Annotated in this window: 7 protein-coding genes; all 7 read left to right on the top strand. The window is 72.9% G+C overall.

Going from position 1 to position 22,609, the window contains the following annotated elements:
* Nucleotides 1–213 precede the first annotated feature (213 nt).
* Entirely contained in the window at nucleotides 214–1,671 is a 1,458-nt protein-coding gene (locus OHA19_RS43710; protein WP_331754634.1) for an NF041680 family putative transposase, read from the top strand.
* Between the two features lie 314 nt (nucleotides 1,672–1,985).
* On the top strand, nucleotides 1,986–15,269 hold the full coding sequence (locus OHA19_RS43705) for a type I polyketide synthase (RefSeq protein ID WP_331754631.1): 13,284 nt from the start codon (nucleotides 1,986–1,988) through the stop codon (nucleotides 15,267–15,269).
* Nucleotides 15,270–15,312: 43 nt separating this feature from the next.
* The gene (locus OHA19_RS43700; RefSeq protein ID WP_331749013.1) at nucleotides 15,313–16,920 is read left to right on the top strand and encodes a bifunctional 3-(3-hydroxy-phenyl)propionate/3-hydroxycinnamic acid hydroxylase; all 1,608 of its coding nucleotides are present in this window, start codon (nucleotides 15,313–15,315) and stop codon (nucleotides 16,918–16,920) included.
* 42 nt (nucleotides 16,921–16,962) lie between these two features.
* Complete coding sequence (locus OHA19_RS43695; RefSeq protein ID WP_331749016.1) at nucleotides 16,963–17,856, top strand: methyltransferase domain-containing protein; 894 nt, start codon at nucleotides 16,963–16,965, stop codon at nucleotides 17,854–17,856.
* Nucleotides 17,857–17,904: 48 nt separating this feature from the next.
* Nucleotides 17,905–20,769, top strand: a complete 2,865-nt coding sequence (locus OHA19_RS43690) for an AAA family ATPase (protein WP_331754629.1) — start codon at nucleotides 17,905–17,907, stop codon at nucleotides 20,767–20,769.
* Between the two features lie 45 nt (nucleotides 20,770–20,814).
* Nucleotides 20,815–21,363, top strand: coding sequence for a YceI family protein (locus tag OHA19_RS43685; RefSeq protein WP_331749022.1), 549 nt, complete (start codon nucleotides 20,815–20,817; stop codon nucleotides 21,361–21,363).
* A 19-nt stretch (nucleotides 21,364–21,382) separates the two neighbouring features.
* The gene (locus OHA19_RS43680) at nucleotides 21,383–22,324 is read left to right on the top strand and encodes an ROK family protein (RefSeq protein WP_331749025.1); all 942 of its coding nucleotides are present in this window, start codon (nucleotides 21,383–21,385) and stop codon (nucleotides 22,322–22,324) included.
* Nucleotides 22,325–22,609 lie beyond the last annotated feature (285 nt).

The raw sequence follows: 22,609 nt of genomic DNA, 5'->3' as shown, positions 1-22,609 counted from the left end.
GTCCCTCCGCCTTGCGACGCACCGCGTCTGACGCCGCACGCTGATCCACCAGGGATTACCGGACAGCCCTTAGCTTGATCTTTAACCTCGGGGCCCGAACGAGTCCTCGTACTTGATCACTCGGACCGGTAACTGCCGTACGTGCAGGCGGCCTTCGTCTGAGCATGTGATCCGACCAAGGAACACACAACACTCAGCACGAAGGCCGTGGGAATGAGTCTGTCGCATCGCGTCGTACGGCAGGATCCGTTTGCGGAACTGTCACGCTTCCGGGGTGAGTTCTATTCCTGTCTGACCAGGCGGGCGGATGCGTTGTTCGAGCTCGCGGACGCCGTGTTGTGCGCCGATGGTCCGGTTCGGTCGCTGGTGGAGCTGTCGCTGGTGGGCGAGCATCGTCGCGGGCATGGTGGGCTCTACGACGCTCTGGCCGCGGGCGAGGTCGATGTGGCCCGGCTTCGGCGGGCCCTGACCGCGGTGCCTCTGCCGCGATCGGCGGACGGCCGGCTGGTCCTGGCCGCCGATATCACCTGCTGGCTGCGGCCCAGCGCGCACACCTCACCGCAGCGGATCCTGTGTCACACCTACGGGCGGGGCAAGGACCAGCACATTCCCGTGCCCGGCTGGCCGTACTCGGTGATCTGCGCACTGGAGACGGGCCGCAGTTCGTGGACGGCGCCGCTGGACGCGCTGCGTCTGGCCCCGGGGGATGATGCTGCCACGGTCACGGCCGGGCAGATGCGTGAGCTCGTCGAGCGGCTGATGGCGGCCGGGCAGTGGAAGGACGGCGATCCGGACGTTCTGATCGTGGTGGACGCCGGATACGACGTGCCACGGCTGGCCTTCCTGCTGAAGGATCTGCCGGTGCAGGTGCTGGGCCGGATGCGTTCGGACCGCGTCCTGCGCCGTGCAGTCCCGCCCCGCGAGCCCGGCGCCCGGGGCCGCCCGCCCCGCCACGGCGGCGAGTTCGTCTTCGGCGACCCGACCACCTGGAACACACCCGACGCGCAGACGGTGACCGCAACCCGTCTCTACGGCACCGCCACCGCACGGGCCTGGGACCGGCTCCACCCGAGACTGACCCACCGCTCGGCCTGGACCGCCCAGCTGGGCTCCCTGCCGGTCATCGAGGGGACCGTGATCCGCCTGCAGGTCGAGCACCTGCCCAGCGGCGCGACACCGAAGCCGGTGTGGCTGTGGTGGTCGGGCACCGACGCCACCGCCACCCAGGTCGACCTGCTCTGGCAGGCATTCCTGCGGCGCTTCGACATCGAGCACACCTTCCGCCTCTTCAAGCAGACCCTGGGCTGGACCTGCCCCAAGATCCGCACCCCCGAAGCAGCCGACCGCTGGACCTGGCTGATCCTCGCCGTCTTCACCCAGCTACGTCTGGCCCGCCCGCTGGCAGCCGACCTCCGGCGGCCGTGGGAGAAACCGAGCCCGCCCGACAGACTCACCCCCGCACGAGTCCGCCGCGATTTCCGGCACCTCCGCCCCAAGGCAGCCTGTCCCGCCGGAGCACCGAAATCCTCCCACCCCGGCCCAGGCCGGCCACCCGGCCGCAAGAACACCCGGCCAACCCCACGCCACGACGTGCACACGGTCGGCAAAACGGCCCCCGCAAAGCGACGAACGAAGAAGCCAACGACCCCACGTCCACGCCGCACAGGTTAAAGATCAAGTTAGCATTCTCCCGGCACACAATGCGGCCGCATTCCGAAATGCGCGTACCGCGGAGGTGTCGAATGCGCGGAGACCGAGAAATTCGCCGCGCCGGGGAGTTCGCCGCGCCGGGCGTTCTTCGCGCTGGGGTTCCGGGAACTTCTCCTTCGCGGTACGGGAGAAACATAGGGATGACCTAGGGGGAGGACAGGGGTACAGAACAGCGCGTCGTGCCGCGACACTGATCGACGACCGGCCCTGCGCCGTGAGCCGGCGGCGGATACGGGCCGCGCGAGGTACTCCGCTCAACCGACGGATGTGGTGACATGTTGCGTACTGAACTGATCCGGCCGCTGCCCGAACTCCTGCGGGCACACGCCGATCGGTTCGGGGGCAAGGTCGCCTTTCTGGACACTCGCAGGAGCGTGACCTACGCCGAGCTGGAACAGCGCACCGGACGGCTGGCGGGCCACCTCGCGGGACTGCGGCTGCAGCCGGGGGACCGTGCGGCCATCTACCTCGGCAACTGCGTCGAGATGGTGGAGAGCTACCTCGCCATCACCCGGGCCAGCGCGATCGGCTCGCCGTTCAACCCCCGTGCCACCGATGCCGAACTGACCCACCTCCTCGACGACAGCGGCGCCCGCGTCATCATCACCGACGCCGCCCACCTCCCGCAGCTCGCCCGCGTCCTGGACGACCGCCGCGACCTGCGCGTCGTGGTCATCGGCAGCCGCGGCGTACCCGCCGACGCGCCCGCGGGAAGCCTCGCCTTCGAGGCGCTGGCCACCACCGAACCCGCCACCGGGCCGCGGGACGACCTCGGACTCGACGACCTGGCCTGGATGCTCTACACCTCGGGCACCACCGGCCGGCCCAAGGGCGTGCTGTCCACACAACGCAACTGCCTGTGGTCCGTGGCCGCCTGCTACGCCCCCGTCCCCGGACTGTCCGCCGACGACCGCGTGCTCTGGCCGCTGCCGCTCTTCCACAGCCTGTCCCACATCGCCTGTGTGCTGGGCGTCACCGCGGTAGGCGCGAGCGCGCGGATCGTCGACGGATTCGAGGCCGAAGAGGTCCTCGACGCGCTCAAGGAGGACTCCGCCACCTTCCTGGCCGGAGTGCCCACCATGTACCACCACCTGGTCCGGGCCGCCCGACGGCAGGGCTTCACCGCACCCGAGCTGCGCATGTGCCTGGTCGGCGGCGCGATCACCACGGCGGAGCTGCGCCGTTCCTTCGAGGAGGCGTTCGGCGCCCCGCTGCTCGACGCGTACGGCTCCACGGAGACCTGCGGTTCGATCACGATCAACTGGCCCAGCGGCGCCCGCGTCGAGGGCTCCTGCGGCCTGCCCGTACCCGGCCTCGGCGTGCGCCTGGTGGACCCGGAGACGGGCCTGGACGTGGGCAGCGGGACCGAGGGCGAGGTCTGGGTGAGCGGCCCGAGCGTGATGGCCGGATATCACAACCAGCCCGAGGCCACCGCCCAGGCGATCCAGGACGGCTGGTACCACACCGGCGACCTGGCCCGCCGCGATGCCGCCGGGTACTTCACGGTGACCGGCCGCATCAAGGAACTGATCATCCGGGGCGGCGAGAACATCCACCCCGGCGAGGTCGAGTCGGTGCTGCGGCGGGTGCCGGGCGTGGCCGACGTCGCCGTCGTCGGCAAACCGCACGAGACGCTCGGCGAAGTACCGGTGGCCTGCATCGTCCCCGGCCCCGAAGGAATCGACCCGCAGGCCCTGTTCGCCGCCTGCCGGGAACAGCTCTCGTACTTCAAGGTGCCCGAGGAGCTCTACGAGATCGCCGAGGTGCCCCGTACCGCATCCGGCAAGATCACCCGCCATGTCCTGCTCGAACAGCCCGCCAGGCTGCGCGCGTCCGGCACCAGCCACTACGAGTCGCTGTTCCGCCTCGACTGGGTCCCCCTGACCTCCGTCCCCCCGCCGGCCGTGCCCGCAGGACGCTGGGCGCTGGTCGGCCGGGACACCGCACACCTCACCGCCGAACTCCTCGACCGCGGCCTGGAAGCGACCGCGTACCCCGACCCGGCGGCTCTGCGCACCGCGGTGACGGCAGGCGCACCCGCCCCGGACGTCACCGTGCTCGCCGCGGGACGGGACGCCGGGCACGACGGCTTGCGGCAGCACGCCCGCGACCTGGAGGACTGGCTCCGCGACGAGCGGTTCGCCGACGGCACGCTGCTCCTGACGACCCGCCGGGCGGTCGCCTCCGCGCCCGACGAGGACATCGCCGACCTGTGGCAGAGCGCCCTGTGGGGCCACGTGCGGTGCCTCCAGACGGAACACCCCGGCCGCCTCGTCCTGGCCGACCTGGACGGCGACGACCGGACCGCCGCCGCGCTGCCGCTCGCCCTCTTCCACGACGAACCGCAGTTCGCGGTGCGCTCCGGAGTCGTCCTGCTGCCCCGGTTCGCCCGCGCGGCGACCCTCGCGGCCGACGCGCGCGAACCCGCCCTCGACCCCCGGGGCACCGTACTGATCAGCGAGGCCGACGGCGCGGCCGCCGCCGAGGCCGGCCGCCACCTGGTCATCGGCCACGGCGTACGCCATGTGCTGCTGGTCAGCGGGGGAGGGGAGACGGACAGCGCCGCGGCCGACCTCAAGGCCCAGCTGATCCGCGCCGGCGCCCGGGTCTCCCTGGAGGCCTGCGACCTCACCGACCGCGCCGCGCTCGCGGACGTACTGGCCCGCAACAAACGGCCCCTCACCGCGGTGTTCCACACCTGGGGTCGTCAGGAACCGCGGACCACCGGCTTCCTGCCCGCCGCCGCGGCGGCCGCCCTCAACCTGCACGAGCTGACCGCCGACGACCACCTCGCCGCCTTCGTGCTCTTCTCCTCGGCGGCCGGGCTGCTCGGCGAGGCCGGGCAGCCCGGACACGGCGCGGCCGCCGCCTTCCTCGACGCCCTGGCCCAGCACCGCCGCGCGGTCGGGCAACCCGCGCTCTCCCTGGCGTGGGGCCCCGGCGACGGACTCGGCGCCGACGGCGCCCCGGCGCCCCGCACAGGCATCGGCAGGCTCTCCGCGCACGACTGCCGGGCCATGCTCGACGCGGCAAGGACCGCCGACCACGCCGTCCTGATGGCGCTGCGCACGGTCCCCGAGGCGCTGCGCGCCGACGAGATACCCGCGCTGCTCCGCGACATCATCGAGGTGACCGAGCGCTCGGCCCCCCGGGACAGCGCTGACGGTGCCGCCCTGCGCCAGGAGCTCACCGCCCTGCCGGACGCCGAACGCGACCGGGTGCTCCTCGACCTCGTACGCACCCACGCCGCGCAGGTCCTCGGCCTGACCGGCGGCCAGGCCATCGGCGCCGACCGGGCGTTCAAGGAGCACGGCTGCACCTCCGTGGGCGCTGTCCAGCTCCGCGGCAGGCTGGCCGGGGCGACCGGCCTGCACCTCGCGGCCACCGTGGCCTTCGACCACCCCACCCCGGCCGCGCTCGCCCGCCACCTGCGCGACGTCCTCCTGGACGACACCGCCGTGCCGGCCCCCGTCCCCGTGGTCCCGCCGGCCGCCGACGACGACCCCGTCGCCATCGTGGCCATGGGCTGCCGGCTGCCGGGCGGCGTCACCTCCCCCGAACAGCTGTGGCAGCTCGTGGAGCAGGGCCTCGACGCCGTCACCGGGTTTCCCGCCGACCGCGGCTGGGACATCGCCGCCCTCTACGACCCCGACCCCGACCGGCAGGGAACGACGTACGTCCGCGAGGGCGGATTCCTCCACGACGCCGGCGACTTCGACGCGGCCTTCTTCGGGATCTCGCCGCGCGAGGCGCTCGCCATGGACCCGCAGCAGCGGCTGCTCCTGGAAACCTCCTGGGAGGTCTTCGAGCGGGCCGGCATCGACCCGACGTCACTGCGCGGCCAGCACGTCGGCGTCTTCTCCGGCCTGATGCACCACGACTACGGAAGCGGCGTCGCACACGCCCCGCAGGGCACCGAGGGCTACCTCGGGATCGGCACCGCGGGCAGCGTCGTCTCCGGCCGCGTCGCCTACACCCTGGGCCTCGAGGGCCCCGCGATCACCGTCGACACCGCGTGCTCCTCCTCCCTGGTGGCCCTCCACCTGGCGGCGCAGGCGCTGCGCGCGGGCGACTGCACCATGGCACTGGCCGGCGGCGCGGCCGTCATGGCCGAGCCCGGCTCGTTCGTCGAGTTCTCCCGGCAGCGCGCGCTCGCCCCGGACAGCAGGTGCAAGGCGTTCGCCGAGGCCGCGGACGGCACCTCCTGGTCCGAGGGCGTCGGCGTACTCCTCCTGGAACGGCTGTCGGACGCACGGCGCAACGGCCACCAGGTCCTCGCACTGCTGCGCGGCTCCGCGATCAACCAGGACGGCGCGAGCAACGGCCTGACCGCACCCAGCGGACCCGCTCAACAGCGGGTGATCCGGCAGGCGTTGGCCCAGGCCCGGCTCACCACCGACCAGGTCGACGCCGTAGAGGCACACGGCACGGGCACCACCCTGGGCGACCCCATCGAGGCCCAGGCACTCCTCGCCACCTACGGCCAGGGCCGGCCTGCGGACCGCCCGCTGTGGCTCGGATCGCTGAAGTCCAACATCGGGCACGCACAGGCCGCCGCGGGCGTGGCCGGCGTCGTCAAGATGGTCATGGCGATGCGGCACGGTGTGCTGCCGCAGACCCTGCACGTCGACGAGCCCTCCTCGTACGTCGACTGGACGGCGGGCGCGGTCGAACTGCTCACCGAGGCACGCTCCTGGCCGGAGACGGGACGGCCCCGCAGGGCCGCGGTCTCCTCGTTCGGAGTGAGCGGCACCAACGCCCACGTCATCCTGGAGCACGTACCCGCGCCCGTCCCGGACGGCGACGGCGAGCGGACGGGCGGCGAAGGCCCCCTGACACTGCCGGTCTCCGCGCGTGGACACCAGGCACTGCAGGCCCAGGCGGCCCGCCTCGACGCCCATCTGACCACCCGGCCCGAGCAGGAACTCGCCGACGTGGCACAGGCGTTGGCTACCACCCGCGCAGCCCTGGAGCAGCGGGCCGTCGTCGTGGCCGCCGACCGGGAAGAAGCCCGGCACGGCCTTGCCGCCCTGGCCGAAGGCACCCCCACGCCGAGCGTGCTCACCGGCAGCGCGGACCTCGAGGGCAAGGTGGTGTTCGTCCTGCCGGGCCAGGGCTCCCAGTGGGCCGGCATGGGCGCCGAACTCCTCGACTCCTCACCGGTGTTCGCCCAGGCCATGACGGAGTGCGCCGACGCGCTCGCACCGCACGTCGACTGGTCGCTCCTCGACGTCGTCCGGCAGGTCCCCGGAGCACCCACCCTCGACCGCTGCGACGTCGTCCAGCCCGCGTCGTTCGCCGTCATGGTCTCCCTCGCCCGGATGTGGCGCTCCCACGGCGTCGAACCCGACGCGGTGGTCGGCCACTCCCAGGGCGAGATCGCCGCCGCCTGCGTGGCGGGGGCGCTGTCCCTGCCGGACGCGGCCCGAGTGGTGGCGCTGCGCAGCAGGGCCATCGCCCAGCACCTGGCGGGCCGCGGCGGCATGATGCCGGTCGCGCTCGCCTCCGACGAGGCCGCCAGACGCCTCTCCGCCACCGGGTACGGGGAACAGATCGCCACGGCCGCGGTCAACAGCCCCTCCTCGGTCGTCCTCGCCGGGACCCTCGACGCACTGGACGCCCTCGCCGCCGAACTCGCCGAGGACGGGGTGCGGGCGCGCCGCATCCCCGTGGACTACGCCTCGCACTCGGCGCACGTCGAACAGATCGAGGACGAACTCCTCCGGGCGCTGGAGCCGATCGCCCCGCGCTCCTCGGACATCCCCTTCTACTCCACCGTCGACAACCGCTGGCTGGACACCCGCGAACTCGACGGGCGGTACTGGTACCGCAACCTCCGCCAGACCGTCCGCTTCGAGGAAGCCACCCGCGCCCTGCTGGCGCAGGGCTTCGGGTTCTTCCTGGAGATCAGCTCGCACCCGGTGCTGACCCCCGCGGTCCAGGAGACCGTCGAGCACACCGGTGCCGAAGCACTGGCGTGCGGCACACTGCGCCGCGACGAGGGCGGCCCGCGGCGCTTTTTCACCTCGCTCGCCACCACCTGGGTGCGCGGCCTCCCGGTGCACTGGTCGCCGTCCCCGCACGGCAGCGGCGCGCGCCACGTGGAACTGCCCACCTACGCGTTCCAGCACCGCCGCTACTGGCTCGAAGCGGCCCCCGCATCCGGTGCCACGACGACAGCGGACCCCGCCGAAGCGGCGTTCTGGGAAGCCGTCGACAGTGCCGACCCGCAGGCCCTCGCCACGGCCCTGCGCGCGGAAGGCCAGGACACGGGCGCCGACCTGGGCGCGGTCGCCGCCGCGCTGCCGGTGCTCTCCGACTGGCGCAGACGGCACCGGGAACGGTCCACCGCCGACGCGTGGCGCTACCGCGTGACCTGGCAGCGGCTGGCCGGTGATACCGCGGGAACCCTCACGGGCCGTTGGCTCGCCGTCGTCCCCACCACCGGTGCGGGCGCCACCGATCCCGCCACCGGCGGGCAGGACCCGGACACGCTGCTCGACGGGCTGCGGGCCCTGGGCGCGCGGTTCGAGCGGATCGACGTGGACCCGCGCCACGCCGAAGCCGGCGGACTCGCCGAGGTCATCCGGCAACACGCCGACGAGAAGGGCGACTTCGACGGAGTGCTGTCCCTCCTCGCACTCGACGAACGCGCCGTGCCCGAGGCCCCCGGCCACACCGCGGGCCTGGCGGGAACGGCCGCGCTGGTGCGGGCCCTCGCCGACACGGACAGCGGCGCCCGCCTGTGGACGCTCACCCGCGGTGCCGTCACCACCGGCCCCGGCGGCCCGGCGATCAGCCCGTCACAGGCCATGGTGTGGGGCCTCGGCAGGGTCGCAGCCCTGGAGCGGCCGCAGACCTGGGGCGGCCTCGTGGACCTGCCGCAGACCTTCGACGAGCGGGCCCTGAGCAGACTGGCCGGAGCGCTCGGCCGGCGTGACGGCGAGGACCAGCTGGCCGTACGGCCGACCGGAGTCTTCGCGCGTCGCCTGACCCCCGCACCCCTCGGCGACGCGCCCCCCGCCCGCCGATGGGAACCGCACGGCACCGTACTGGTCACCGGCGGCACCGGCGGCATCGGCGCCGAGGCGGCACGCCGGCTCGCCGAGGCCGGCGCCGAACACCTGATCCTGACCAGCCGGCGCGGCCCGCACGCACCGGGCGCCGAGGAACTGGCCGCCGAACTCCGCGCCCGGGGAACACGCGTGACGGTCGCCGCCTGTGAGGCCACCGACCGCGACACTCTTGCGGACCTCCTGACGAACGCCCCCGGCGAGCACCCCCTCACCGCGGTGGTGCACGCCGCGGGCGTGGGCCAGGACAGCCCCCTGGACGCCACCGACGCCCAGGAGTTCACCCGGGTCCTGGCCGGCAAGGCCGCGGGCGCGGCACTGCTCGACGAACTCCTCGGCGACACCCCCCTCGACGCGTTCGTCCTCATGTCGTCCGGCGCCGGCGTATGGGGAGCGGGCCGCCAGGGCGCCTACGCCGCGGCCAACGCCTACCTCGACGCCCTCGCCGAACGGCGCCGTGCCGCGGGCCGGACCGCTACGGCCGTGGCCTGGGGCTCGTGGGGAGGCGGCATCGGACTCGGCGCCGAGGCGGGCACCGCCGAACGACTGCGGCGGCTCGGCCTGCTCGGCATGGACCCGCACAGCGCCCTCGCCGCACTGGTGCGCGCCGTCGAGCACGACGACACCTGCGTGGCCGTCGCGGACATGGACTGGGCGCGGTTCCACGCCGCGTTCACCATGAGCCGCCCGAGCCCCCTCCTCCAGGACCTGCCCGACGTACGCGCCGCACAGGCCGCGCCCACGACGCCCGACGGGGACGAACAGCGGCCCGCCACCGGCCTGGCGGCCCGGCTCGCCGCGCTGACCGGGCCCGAACGCGACCGGACCGTGCTCGACCTGGTCCGCGCCCAGGCCGCCGCCGTGCTCGGCCACACCGGCGCCGACGCCGTCGACGCCACCCGCGCCTTCCGCGACCAGGGCTTCGACTCCATGACCGCCGTCGAACTGCGCAACCGCCTGGCCGAGGCGACCGGGCTGACGCTGCCGTCGACGCTGGTCTTCGACCACCCGACGCCCACGGCCCTCGCGGACCGGCTGCGCGGCCGGCTGCTCGGGACCGGTCCCGAGCAGCCGCCCGTGCCGGACCCGGCTGCCGCCGGACCCGACGACGACCCGATCGTCATCGTCGGCATGAGCACCAGACTGCCGGGCGGCATCGCCTCCCCGGAAGACCTGTGGAAACTCGTCGACACCGGCGGCGACGCCGTGGCCGCGTTCCCCACCGACCGCGGCTGGAACGTCGACGACCTCTACGACCCCGACCCCGCCAAGACCGGCAAGTCGTACGTCCGGCACGGGAGCTTCCTCTACGACGCGGGCGACTTCGACGCCGCCTTCTTCGGGATCTCGCCCCGCGAGGCACTGGCGATGGACCCGCAGCAGCGGCTGCTCCTGGAGACGGCGTGGGAGGTCCTGGAACGGGCGGGCATCGACCCGCAGTCCCTGCACGGCAGCAGGACCGGCGTGTTCGTCGGCGCCATGCACCAGGACTACGGCTCCGGACAGAGCCCCGACCGGCGCGGCGTCGAGGGGTACTTCGTCACCGGCAACGCGGCGAGCGTGCTCTCCGGACGCGTGGCGTACACCTTCGGCCTCGAAGGCCCCGCCGTCACCGTGGACACGGCCTGCTCGTCGTCCCTCGTCTCCCTGCACATGGCCTGCCAGGCCCTGCGGTCGGGCGAGTGCGACCTGGCCATGGCCGGCGGCGTGACGGTGATGGCGACACCGGACGGATTCGTCGAGTTCTCCCGGCAGCAGGGGCTGTCCACCGACGGCAGGTGCCGTGCCTTCGCCGCCTCGGCCGACGGCACCGGCTGGTCCGAGGGCGCGGGCCTCCTGCTCGTCGAGCGGCTGTCCGACGCCCGCCGCAACGGCCACCCGGTCCTGGCCGTCGTACGCGCCACGGCCATCAACCAGGACGGCGCGAGCAACGGACTCACCGCCCCCAACGGCACATCGCAGCAGCGCGTCATCCGGCAGGCCCTCGCCGACGCCGGGCTGACCGCGGCCGACGTGGACGCCGTGGAGGCACACGGCACCGGCACCACCCTGGGCGACCCCATCGAGGCACACGCCCTCCTCGCCACCTACGGCCAGGACAGGCCGGCGGACCACCCGCTGTGGCTGGGATCCCTGAAGTCCAACATCGGGCACACCCAGGCCGCCGCCGGCGTGGCAGGCGTGATCAAGATGGTGATGGCGATGCGGCACGGCGTGCTGCCCCGCACCCTGCACGTCGACGAGCCGTCCCCGCACATCGACTGGACCACCGGCGCCGTCGAACTGCTCACCGAGCCCCGCGACTGGTCCGTCGACGACCGGGCACGACGGGCCGGAGTGTCGTCGTTCGGCATCAGCGGCACCAACGCCCACGTCATCCTCGAACAGGCCCCCGCCGAGGACGGCACCCCAACCGCCACGGCCCCGGAGCACGCCGACGACCCGACCCGATCGCGGCAGCTGCCCACCGTGCCGTGGCTGCTCTCCGCCCGCACCCCGCAGGCGCTGCGCGCCCAGGCCGAACGCCTCGTGGAGTTCGCCGAAGGGACCCCGGCACCCGATGCCGCCGACATCGCGTACTCCCTCACCTCCCGCTCCGCACTGGAGCACCGGGCCGTCGTCGTCGCCGACGACAGGGACGGGCTCCTCGCCGGACTGCGGGCCCTGGCCCGCGACGAACAGGCCGCCGCGCTCACTCAGGGCGCCGCGGCCACCGGACGCTGCGCGGTGCTCTTCACCGGACAGGGCGCCCAGCGCATCGGCATGGGCCGCGAACTGGACGCCACCCAACCGGTGTTCGCCGAAGCCTTCGACGAGGTGTGCGCCGAACTGGACCCACGGCTGCCCCGCCCCCTGCGCGACGTGGTCTTCGGCGACGACCCGGCGCTCCTGGAGCAGACCGCGATGGCCCAGGCCGCGCTGTTCGCCGTGGAAGTGGCGCTGTACCGGCTCATGGAGTCCTGGGGAGTACGTCCCGACGTCGTCGCCGGACACTCGGTCGGTGAAATCGCCGCCGCACACGTCGGCGGAGTGCTCTCGCTGGCCGACGCCTGCGCCCTGGTCGCCGCGCGCGGCAGGCTCATGCAGGCGCTCCCGCACGGCGGCTCCATGGTCGCGGTCGACGCGCCCGAGGACGATGTGCTGCCACTGCTCGCCGGCCTCGAGAGCCGGGTGAGCGTCGCCGCGGTCAACGGCCCCTCGTCCGTGGTGCTCTCCGGCGACGAGACCGAAGTCCTGCGGCTGGCCGAGGAACTCGCCGCACGGGGGCACGTCACCAAGCGGCTCCACGTCAGCCACGCCTTCCACTCGCCGCTCATGGAGCCGATGCTCGACGGCTTCCGCGCCGTCGTGGAACGGCTCACCTTCCGGCCGCCCACCACTGCCTTCGTCTCGACCAGCACCGGCGCGTCCGCGGACGCCGGGACCCTGTGCTCGCCCGACTACTGGACCGACCAGATCCGCCGGCCCGTCCGTTTCCACGACGCCGTACGCACCCTCCACGACGACGGAGTCCGTACGTTCCTCGAACTCGGCCCCGGCGGAGTGCTCACCGCGATGGTCCAGGACTGCCTCGCCGAAGCGGGCGAAGCCGTCGCCGCCGTGCCCACGCTGCGGCGCGACCAGAGCGAACCGCGGGCCGTCGTCTCCGCGCTCGCACGGCTGCACGTCCACGGCGTCCCCGTGGACTGGGCCCCGCTGTTCACAGGCAGCGCCGCCCGCCGCGTCGACCTGCCCACCTACGCGTTCCAACGCCGCCGCTACTGGCTGGACCCCGGCACGGCGGCGGGCGACGCCGGCGCGGCCGGACTCGCCGACGCGGCACACCCGCTGCTGCGCGGCCTCGTCACCCTGCCGGACGGCGGCGGAGTGCTCTGCACCGGCAGGCTCTCCCTGTCCACCCACGCCTGGCTCGCCGACCACACCGTGGGCGGCGCCGTCCTGGTGCCCGGAACCGCACTCGTCGACGCCGTCGTACGGGCCGGCGACGAGACCGGCTGTTCCCACGTCGACGAACTGATCATCGCCGCCCCGCTCGTCCTGCCCGAACAGGGCGCCGTCCAGCTCCAGATAGCCGTCGCCGCCCCGGACGGGACGGGCCGCAGGCCCGTGACCGTCCACTCCCGCCCGGCCGACGCGGCCCCCGACACGCCCTGGACCCGGCACGCCGACGGCCTGCTCGCCCCCGCCACGGCCGACGCCCCGCCGACCGCCACCGGGACCTGGCCGCCGCCGGCCGCGCGGAGCGCCGACGCCGACGGCTTCTACCCGGCGATGCGCGAGGCCGGATACGCGTACGGACCGCTCTTCCGCGGACTGCACAGCGTCTGGACCCACGGCGACAAGGTCCACGCCGAAGTCGCCCTGCCCGAAGAACGGGTCACCGACGCCCAGGAGTTCGGCCTGCACCCCGGGCTCCTCGACGCCGCCCTGCACGCGGCGAGCTTCGGCGCCCTGTCCGGCATCGGCAAGGACCGGCTGCTCCTCCCGTTCGCCTGGAACGGCCTCACCCTGCACGCCTCCGGAGCCACCGCGCTGCGCGTCACGCTCGCCCCGGCGGGACCCGACGCCTTCTCCCTGGAGGCCACGGACCCCGCGGGCGCACCGGTCCTCTCGCTCGCCTCGCTGGTGTTCCGGCCCGTCGCCGCCGACCAGTTGCGCGGCCACCGGACCCCGCACGACCTCATGCACCACCTCGACTGGACCCCGCTGCCCCTGACCGACAGCAGCCCGCAGTCCCCGGGCCCGCTCCTCGTCGACCTCACCGACACCACGGCGGCCGAAGGCCCCGAGCGGACACGTGAACTGTGCGAGCGCGTCCTGCGGGCCGTCCAGAACCACCTGGACGAAGGGGACGAGAGGCATGAAGGACCCGGCCTCCTGATCCTCACCCGCGGCGGCTGCCGGCCCGAAGGGACCGGGACCGGCGACGCCCCCGACCCTGCGATGGCCGCCGTGTGGGGCCTGGTGCGCGTCGCGCAGTCCGAGCACCCCGGCCGCATCGCCGTGGCCGACCTCGACGGACACGAAGCCTCGCGGACGGCCGCCCTGGCCGCCGTCGCCTCCGGGGAACCGCAGATCGCGATCCGCGCGGGCCGCGCACTCGTGCCCCGCCTCGTCCGACTGCCCGCCACCGCACCCGAACACGGCCGCACCCTCGACACCGAGGGCACCGTCCTGATCACCGGAGGCACCGGCACCTTGGGCGGCCTCGTCGCCCGGCACCTGGCCGCCGAACACGGCGTACGGAACCTGCTGCTCGTCAGCAGGACCGGCGACGCCTCCGAAGCCGCCCGCACCCTGCGCGCCGAACTGGCCGAGCAGGGCGCCCGGGTCACCCTCGCCGCCTGCGACGCGGGCGACCGTGACGCCCTGGCCGCCGTCCTCGCAGCGATCCCCGTCGCTCACCCGCTGACCGCCGTCGTGCACGTCGCCGGCGTCCTCGACGACGGCGTGGTCACCTCCCTCGGCCCCGAACGGTTCGAGCCCGTGCTGCGGGCCAAGGCGGACGCCGCCTGGCACCTGCACGAACTGACCAGGGACACCGACCTGGCCGCCTTCGTCCTGTTCTCCTCCGCGTCCGGCCTCCTCGGCACCCCGGGCCAGGCCAACTACGCCGCGGCCAACGCCTTCCTGGACGCCCTGGCCCAGCACCGGCAGGCGCACGGCCTGCCGGCCACCTCCCTCGCCTGGGGACTGTGGGCACGGACGAGCGGCATGACACGGCAGCTCGGCACCGGCGAACTGCGCCGCGGCGGACGCGCCGGCATGGACGCCCTGAGCAGCGAAGAGGGCCTGCGACTCCTCGACGCCGCCCTGCGGTCGGGCCACGCCCAGCTGATGCCCGCCCGACTGAACCTCGCCGCACTCGGCGACGCGGACCCGGCGGACCTGCCGCCGCTGCTGCGCGGCCTGGTCCGCGCCCCGCGCAGAACCGCACGCGCCACCGCGGCCGCCGAAGGGCCCTCGCTCACCCAGCGCCTGACCGCCCTGCCCGCCGCGGAACGGGCCGAGGCACTCCTCGACCTGGTGCGCACCGAGGCGGCCATCGCACTCGGCCACGACACCGCCGCGTCGATCGAGGCCGACCAGGCGTTCAGCGGCATCGGCTTCGACTCGCTGACAGCCGTGGACCTGCGCAACCGCCTCACCGCCGCCACCGGTGTGCGGCTGCCCGCCACGCTGATCTTCGACTACCCCACCCCCACCGTCCTCGCGGACCACCTCGGCGACAGGCTCGGCACGGTCCCCGGGGCCAGACCTGCGGTCCTCACCGAACTCGACAGGCTGGATGCGGCGTTCGCCACGGCAGGCGCCGACGGCGAACTGCACGCGCACGTCGTGGCCCGCCTGGAGGCACTGACCGCGAAGTGGTGGTCCCTGGGCGGCGGAGCCGACGAACTCGGCGCCGAGGACGACGACTTCGACTTCGACTCGGCCACCGACGACGAGATCTTCGGGCTCATCGACAACGAACTGGGGTCCTGAACATGGTCCGGGCCCTTCGCGTGAACGCTCAGGGAGAACAGAAGTGGTGAACTCCGATGTGCTGATCGTCGGTTACGGTCCCGTCGGCCAGCTGGCGACGATCCTGCTGGCCCAGCACGGTCACACCGTCACGGTCGTCGAACGCTGGCCGCAGCCGTACAGCATGCCCCGGGCCGTCGCGTACGACGGCGAGGCGGCCCGGATCCTCGCCGCCGCGGGCGTCGCCGACCGCCTGGACGGCATCCGCGAACCCACCGGCGAGTACGTGTGGGAGAACGGCCGCGGCCAGACCCTCATCCACATGGACGTACCCGGACAGAGCCCCTCGGGCTGGCCCGAGTCGACATCCATGTACCAGCCGGGCCTGGAGGCGGAGCTCGCCGAACGCGGCGCGGAACTGCCCGGCGTCACCGTGCACCGCGGTCGGACCGCCGTGGACCTGACCGAGCACGAGGACCGGGTCGACGTCGTCACCGAGGACGCCGACGGCGGCCGGCACACGTACTCCGCCCGCTGGGTGATCGGCTGCGACGGCGCCAACAGCTTCGTCGGCGGCCGCATCGACCCCGCCGTGACCGACTACTCCTTCGCCCACGACTGGCTGATCTGCGATGTCGTCACACACGACAAGCGCGAGTACAAGCCCAACAACCTGCAGATCTGCGACCCGGCCCGGCCGCGCACGGCCGTCTCGGCAGGACCCGGGCACCGGCGCTGGGAGTTCATGCGCGTACCCGGCGAGACCGTCGAAGAACTCGGCCACATCGACAACGTCTGGAAACTCCTCGGACTCTTCGGCCTCGACCCCGACAACGCCACCCTGGAACGGCACGCCGTCTACACCACACAGGCCCGCTGTGCCGACCAGTGGCGCTCGGGCCGGCTCCTCGTCGCGGGCGACGCCGCACACGTCATGCCGCCCTTCGTCGGGCAGGGCATGTGCTCGGGCTTCCGCGACGCCGTCAACCTCGCCTGGAAGCTGCACCTGGTACTCGGCGGCCTCGCCGACGAACAGCTCCTCGACACCTACACCGTCGAACGCAGCTCCCATGTACGGTCGGCCATCGAGACGTCCATCGCCCTGGGCGAGGTGATCTGCCAGACCGACCGGGCCGCGGCCGCGGGGCGCGACGCCTTCCTGCTGGCCGCCCGCGCCCGTGCCCGCGGCGGCCGCGACCAGGCGGCGCCGGGCGGCCCCGCCCTCGCCCAGTCGCTCACCGGCGGACTGCTGCGCACCGGGACCGGCCAAGCACCCCAGCCCGGCGCGGGCGACCTCGTCCCGCAGGCCCGAGTGGCACGGGGCGGCAGAACCGGCCTCTTCGACGACATCGTCGGCACCGGATTCACCCTGCTCTGCACCGAGGACCCGCAGCTCCTCCTCGACCCCGCGGACCTGGCGTTCCTCGACGCCCTGGGCACCCGTCCGGTGCGGGTGCTGCCCGCGGGCACGGCCCCGGAGAAGGCCGGGGAGCACGACGTCGTCGACATCGACGACGTCTACCTCCCCTACCTCGCCGAAGCGGCCGCCGGCACCGCGACCGGCATGCTCGTACGCCCCGACTTCTACCTCTTCGGCACCACCCGCGACCGCGACGACCTGGCCGCGCTCGTCGAAGATCTGCGTGGCCGACTCGAGCACACGCAGCCCTGAACTCCCCTCATGCCACACAGCACGGGAAAGGCAGCTCCGCAGATGTTCGAAGCAGTGAAGCAGTTCGGCAAGCTGGTCAAGATGATGACGACGGGCGACCCCGTCGAACGGACCCGCCGCCTCTACCAGTTCATGCCGCCGAGCTTCGAGTTCGTCGAGCGCACCACGACGTACTGCAATTTCGGCTACTGGAACGACGGCGTCACCAGTCTCGACGAAGCAGCCGAGGAAATGGCCACCAAACTGGCCGACGCCGCCGGGATGCAGAGCGGCGACACCGTCCTCGACCTCGGATTCGGCTACGGCGACCAGGACTTCTCCTGGCTGCGCAACCGACAGCCCAAGAAGATCCACGGTCTGAACATCACACCCCACCAGATCGAGCACGCACGCAACAGGGCCACGAAGGAAGGAGTCGCGGACAAGCTCGACTTCCAGCAGGGCTCCGCCACCGACATCCCCTTCCCCGACAACACCTTCGACCGCGTGGTGGCCCTCGAATCCGCCTTCCACTTCTATCCGCGCAGCGACTTCTTCAAGGAGGCGTTCCGCGTGCTGCGGCCCGGCGGTGTCCTCGCCGTCGCCGACGTCCTGCCCACCAACGACGACGTGGTGCGCAAGGAACTCAAGTCGCGCGCCCTGAGCTGGATCCTCATCAGCTACGACGAGGCCAACTGGTACACCGCCGACACCTACACCAAGGAGCTCGGCGAAGCCGGCTTCGAGCAGGCACGCGTCGACTCCATCCGCGACCGCGTGTGGGAGCAGTACCGCCAGTTCATGGTCAACAGGCTCGCCAGCCCTTCGTACAAGGCCAAGGTCAACTCCACCAGCTACAAGGGCATGTCCCGCAACTGGAGCGACCAGGAGCTCCTGAAGAAGGAACTCGCGGGCATCGACTACGTCATGGCCGTCGCGCACAAGCCGGCGGAGTGACGGGCAGCTACAACCGGCGGTGCACACAGCGGGGGCAGGGGTGAACGGGTGCGTTTGGTCGAGCGGGACGAACAGGTACGGTACCTGGACCGGCTGATGAACGAGTGCCGCGGACGGCGGGGACAGATCGTCCTGCTGAACGGCCCGACGACGACGGGCAAGACCGAACTCCTGAGAGTGTGCGCGGACCGGGCCCCCGAGGACGTCCGCGTACTCCGCGCCACCTGCTCGCGCGCCGAGCAGTCCCTGCCCTTCGGGGTGCTCAGCCAACTCCTGCGCAGCGACGCCCTGCCGGGCGAACTCAGCGCCCGAGTGGAATGGCTACTGAGGGAAGGGGCGTCCGCGGACGCCCCTTCCCGGCCGGACCACGACGCCGTCGAAGCCGCGGTCGTGCGCATCGTCCACGGCCTCGGCGTGGCCGTCCTCGACCTCGCCGCCCGGGCGCCCCTGCTGATCGCCGTCGACGACGTCCAGCACGCCGACGTCCCCTCCCTGCACTGCCTCCTCTACATCGCGCGCCGGCTCGCCTCGGCCCGCGTCCTGGTGGTCCTCACCGACGAGGCGGAGTTCGAGAGGCAGCACTCGCCGTTCCGCGCCGAGCTGCGCAGGCAGCCGCACTTCCACCAGCTGCGCCTCGCACCCCTCACCCGCGAAGGCGTCGCCGCGGTGCTGCAGGGCGGGGCCGGGACACCCGCCGACGACACCCCCCTGGCCGACACCTTTACCGCCGACGCCCCTCCGGCCGAGACCAGCACCGACGACGCGTCACCCTGGGACACCGACGCGTTCTTCCGCGCCAGCGGAGGCAACCCCCTGCTCCTGCACGCCCTCATCGAGGACCGGCACATCGCCGGCGAGCCCCGCGCCCAGGGATACGGACTCGCCCTGCTGAGCTGCCTGCACCGCGACCGGCTCGCCGTCCTCCAGGTGGCCCGCTCCCTCGCCGTGCTCGGCGAGGAGTGCGGCGTCGACGAACTGAGCCAGCTGGCCGGGCTCGACACGGAGACCGTCAGCCGGGCCCTGCACGACATGGACGCCGCCGGACTCATCGACAAGCGCGCCTTCCGCCACCCGGTGGCCCGTGCCGCGGTCGTCGACGACATCTCCCCGCAGGACCGCCTCGCCCTGCACCGCCGCGCCGCCCAGCTGATGCACGACCGGGGCGCACCCACGATGAGCGTCGCCCGGCACCTCGTGGAAGCCAGGCACACCCACGGCCCCTGGGCGGTGCGGGTGCTCCTGGAAGCGGCCGAACAGGCGATGCTCGGCGAAGACCCATGGCTGGCCACCGAGTGCCTCAAACTCGCCCACCGATCGAGCCCCGACGAACAGGACAGGCCGGCCATCAGGGCACGCCTCGCCCAGGCCGAATGGGAACTCAGCCCTTCCGCCGCGGCCCGCCACCTCACCCCGCTCGTCGCCGCCGTACGCAGCGGCCGGCTCGACCAAGGCGACCGCCTCGTCCTCCTGAGGCACCTGCTCTGGCACGGCAGGACCGACGAGGCCGAGACCGTCCTCAGACACCTCAGGAGCACCGCGGGCGACCAATGGACCGAAGCCCGCGACATCGAAAGGTGGCTGGCCGCCACCCACCCCCCGCTCGCCCGCAGAAGCCGCCACCCCCTCACCCGCGGCGGCGACATCGGCCACCTGCTCACCCCGCTCAGCGACCCGTGGTGGCGCTCGGCCGCCGACCTCGGCGACCTGATCACCCGCGGCCCCGACCGGCAGGCCGCCGACCGCGCCGAACAGATCCTCGCGGAGACCGGCGTCGGCCGCCGCAGCCCCTGGACCGAAGAGGCCGTCCAACTGGCCCTGTCCGTACTGATCTGCGCCGGGCGCCCCGGCAGCGCCGCGGACTGGTGCGACCGCCTGAACGACCCGGCCGCCCCCCGGCAGACCCCGGTGCGCACCGCGACGCTGGCCGCCATGCGCGCCGAAGCGGCCATCAGACAGGGCGACCTGACGGCCGGCGCCGACCACGCACGCCAGGCACTGACCCACCTCGCGCCCAAGGCCTGGGGAATCGCCATCGGCCTGCCGCTGGGCAGCCTCGTCCTCGCCGCCACCAGAACCGGCGACTACGAGGAAGCAGCGAAGTGCCTCACGCACTCCACGACCGACGCCATGTTCCGCAGCCGATACGGACTGCACTATCTCGACGCCCGCGGACACTTCCACCTCGCCACCAACCACCCGCACGCCGCCCTCGCCGACTTCCTGTCCTGCGGCGAACTCATGCGCGCCTGGGGCCTGGACGCGTCGGCGCTCATCCCCTGGCGCACCGGAGCCGCCGAGGCCTGGCTGCGCCTCGGCAACCCGGACCAGGCCAAGCGCCTCGTCTACGACGAGCTGACCAGAGCCGGTGCCGACGATCCACGCGCCCGCGGCTCGGCACTGCGCCTCCTGGCCGCGCTCGGCCCCGTCAGCAGACAGCCCGAACTGCTCACCGAAGCACTGGACCTCCTGGAGGACTGCGGCGACGGCTACGAACAGGCCAGGGTGCTCGTCGACCTCTGCCGCAGCTATCACGCACTCGACGAACACCGGCGGGCCCGCATGGTCTTCCGCAGGGCCTGGCACGTGACGAAGCTGTGCGACGCGGGTCCGCTGAGCAAGGAACTCATGGCGGCCTCCGGCGACTTCAGCGGATTCGGCGGATTCGAGCCGGCTCCTGTGGGCGCCGACGGCATCACCTCCCTCACCGGCTCCGAACGGCGGGTCGCCGCACTGGCCGTGATGGGCTGCACGAACCGAGAGATCGCCGGGAAACTGCACATCACCGCAAGTACGGTGGAGCAGCACCTGACACGCGTCTACCGGAAGCTCAACGTGAAGCGCCGAAAGGATCTCCCCGTGGACCTGCGCAACGAGGGTGCCACGACCGAGCGCACCCCTCTCGGACGCCGCTGACCTCTTCCGGACGCCGCAGACCCACCACCTCCCCCAAGGACTCACATGCCACGCACGACTGACGACCAGCCCACCACTCCCGCACCCGGCACCTACACCATCGACGCCGGACGCAGCACGATCGCCTTCACCACACGACACGTCTTCGGCCTGGGCGCCGTGGACGGAACGTTCGCCCTCGCCTCGGGCCAGGTGCACATCGCCGCCGATCCCACGCAGTCGTCGGCCACGGCCGTCGTCGCCGCCGACAGCTTCACGACCGGCAGCGGTAGCCGCGACAAGGTCGTGCGCTCACCCAAGTACCTGGACACCGCGGCGCACCCCCACTTCACCTTCGCCTCGAACGCCGTCCAGGACACGGGCGCCGGATACGTCCTGCGCGGAGAACTGACCGTCAAAGCCACCGCTCAGCCCGTCGAACTCACCGTCGGACAGCCGGAATACAGGGCCGAAGGAATCCGCTTCAGCGCCACCACCCGAATCGACAGGTACGCATTCGGCATCACCGTCGACAAAGGCATGACCGCCCGATACCTCAACCTTTCTTTCGACATTCTCGCCGTGCCCGCCACCGGAAACACTTCCGGCGAATAGCGGACGAGGGAGCCCGGCCATGGAGAACACGGTGACGTATCTGGGAATCGACATAGGCGGCACCAAAGTCGCCCTGCGCGCCGAGAACGGTACGCAATCCCAGGAGGCCGTGTTCCCCTGGCCGAGCCCCGAAAGCACCGCACGCGGCGACGTGTCCGCACGCGACGACCTGTCCGCACGCGACGATCTGTCCGTCCTCGCCACGCAGGTCCGCGCGCTCCTCGCCGGAACGCCCGGCCCGGTCGCTTCCGTCGGCATCGCCATGCCCGCAACCGTCGACGGCACCGGCCGGGTGACCACCTGGCCGAACCGCCCCTCCTGGACGGGACTCGACCTGCGTGGCGCGCTCCACCCCCTGTTCCCCGGGAGCGAGGTCGCCTGGGCCGACGACGGAGACCTCGCCGCCCTCGCCGAGGCCGACGCGGCGGGCTGCCGGAACCTCGTCTACCTCGGCGTCGGCACCGGCATCGGCGGCGGCACGGTCCTCGACGGCCGGCTCTGCCCCGGCGCGGACCGCGGTTCCTGCGAAGTCGGCCACATGATCGTCGACAGGACAGGACCGCGCTGCGACTGCGGCCGCCACGGCTGCGTACAGGCCATCGCATCCGGCCCGGCCACCCTGCGCAGGGCGGCGCGGCTGCGCGGTACCACGACGACCTTCGACGAACTCGGGCAAGGCCTGCGCGACGACGAGCCCTGGGCCGTCGCCGCCGTGGAGGAAAGCTGCGCCGCCCTGGCCGTCGCCGTCGTCAACCTCAACGAACTCGTGCACCCCTCCCTGGCCCTGATCGGTGGCGGATTCGCCGACGGCCTGCCCGGATACACCGACCGGGTGGCAGCCGCCGCGACCGCCCTCACCAGGCCCGGCCACCCGCTCGCCCCCGTCCGGGCCGCCGCACTCGGCGGGCTCTCCTCCCTGCGCGGCGCACTCCTCCTCGCCCGGGGTACGCACTCCGGGTAGGGGGTTCCCGGCTAAGGGCTGTCGTCGCACACCCGCCAGGGATTACGGGACAGCCTTAGGGGGCTGCGGCAACCGCGTAGGGGTTGTCCGGTTCGACGAGCCACCCGTAGATTCCCCGAGTAGGGAGGATCATTTCGGAGTGTGCGGTGCTGCGAATTCACCGAAGAAGCCACTCGGGTATTCCGGTCGGAACACGCCAGACGTGCCACTCCACGGGACCGGCCGAGCTCAATGACGCTCATTGGTGCCCATCGATGACGAATTGAGGCTCGTTGACAGACCGTT

The sequence above is a fragment of the Streptomyces sp. NBC_00012 genome, from assembly GCF_045040875.1.
Taxonomy (GTDB): Bacteria; Actinomycetota; Actinomycetes; order Streptomycetales; family Streptomycetaceae; genus Streptomyces.
This window is presented reverse-complemented; position numbering and strand designations above follow the sequence as displayed.

What these genes read in the sequence shown, in the direction of transcription:
- OHA19_RS43685 (WP_331749022.1), top strand. Translation starts at nt 20,815, where the DNA reads ATGCCACGCACGACTGACGACCAGCCCACCACTCCCGCACCCGGCACC.
- OHA19_RS43680 (WP_331749025.1), top strand. Translation starts at nt 21,383, where the DNA reads ATGGAGAACACGGTGACGTATCTGGGAATCGACATAGGCGGCACCAAA.
- OHA19_RS43705 (WP_331754631.1), top strand. Translation starts at nt 1,986, where the DNA reads ATGTTGCGTACTGAACTGATCCGGCCGCTGCCCGAACTCCTGCGGGCA.
- OHA19_RS43710 (WP_331754634.1), top strand. Translation starts at nt 214, where the DNA reads ATGAGTCTGTCGCATCGCGTCGTACGGCAGGATCCGTTTGCGGAACTG.
- OHA19_RS43695 (WP_331749016.1), top strand. Translation starts at nt 16,963, where the DNA reads ATGTTCGAAGCAGTGAAGCAGTTCGGCAAGCTGGTCAAGATGATGACG.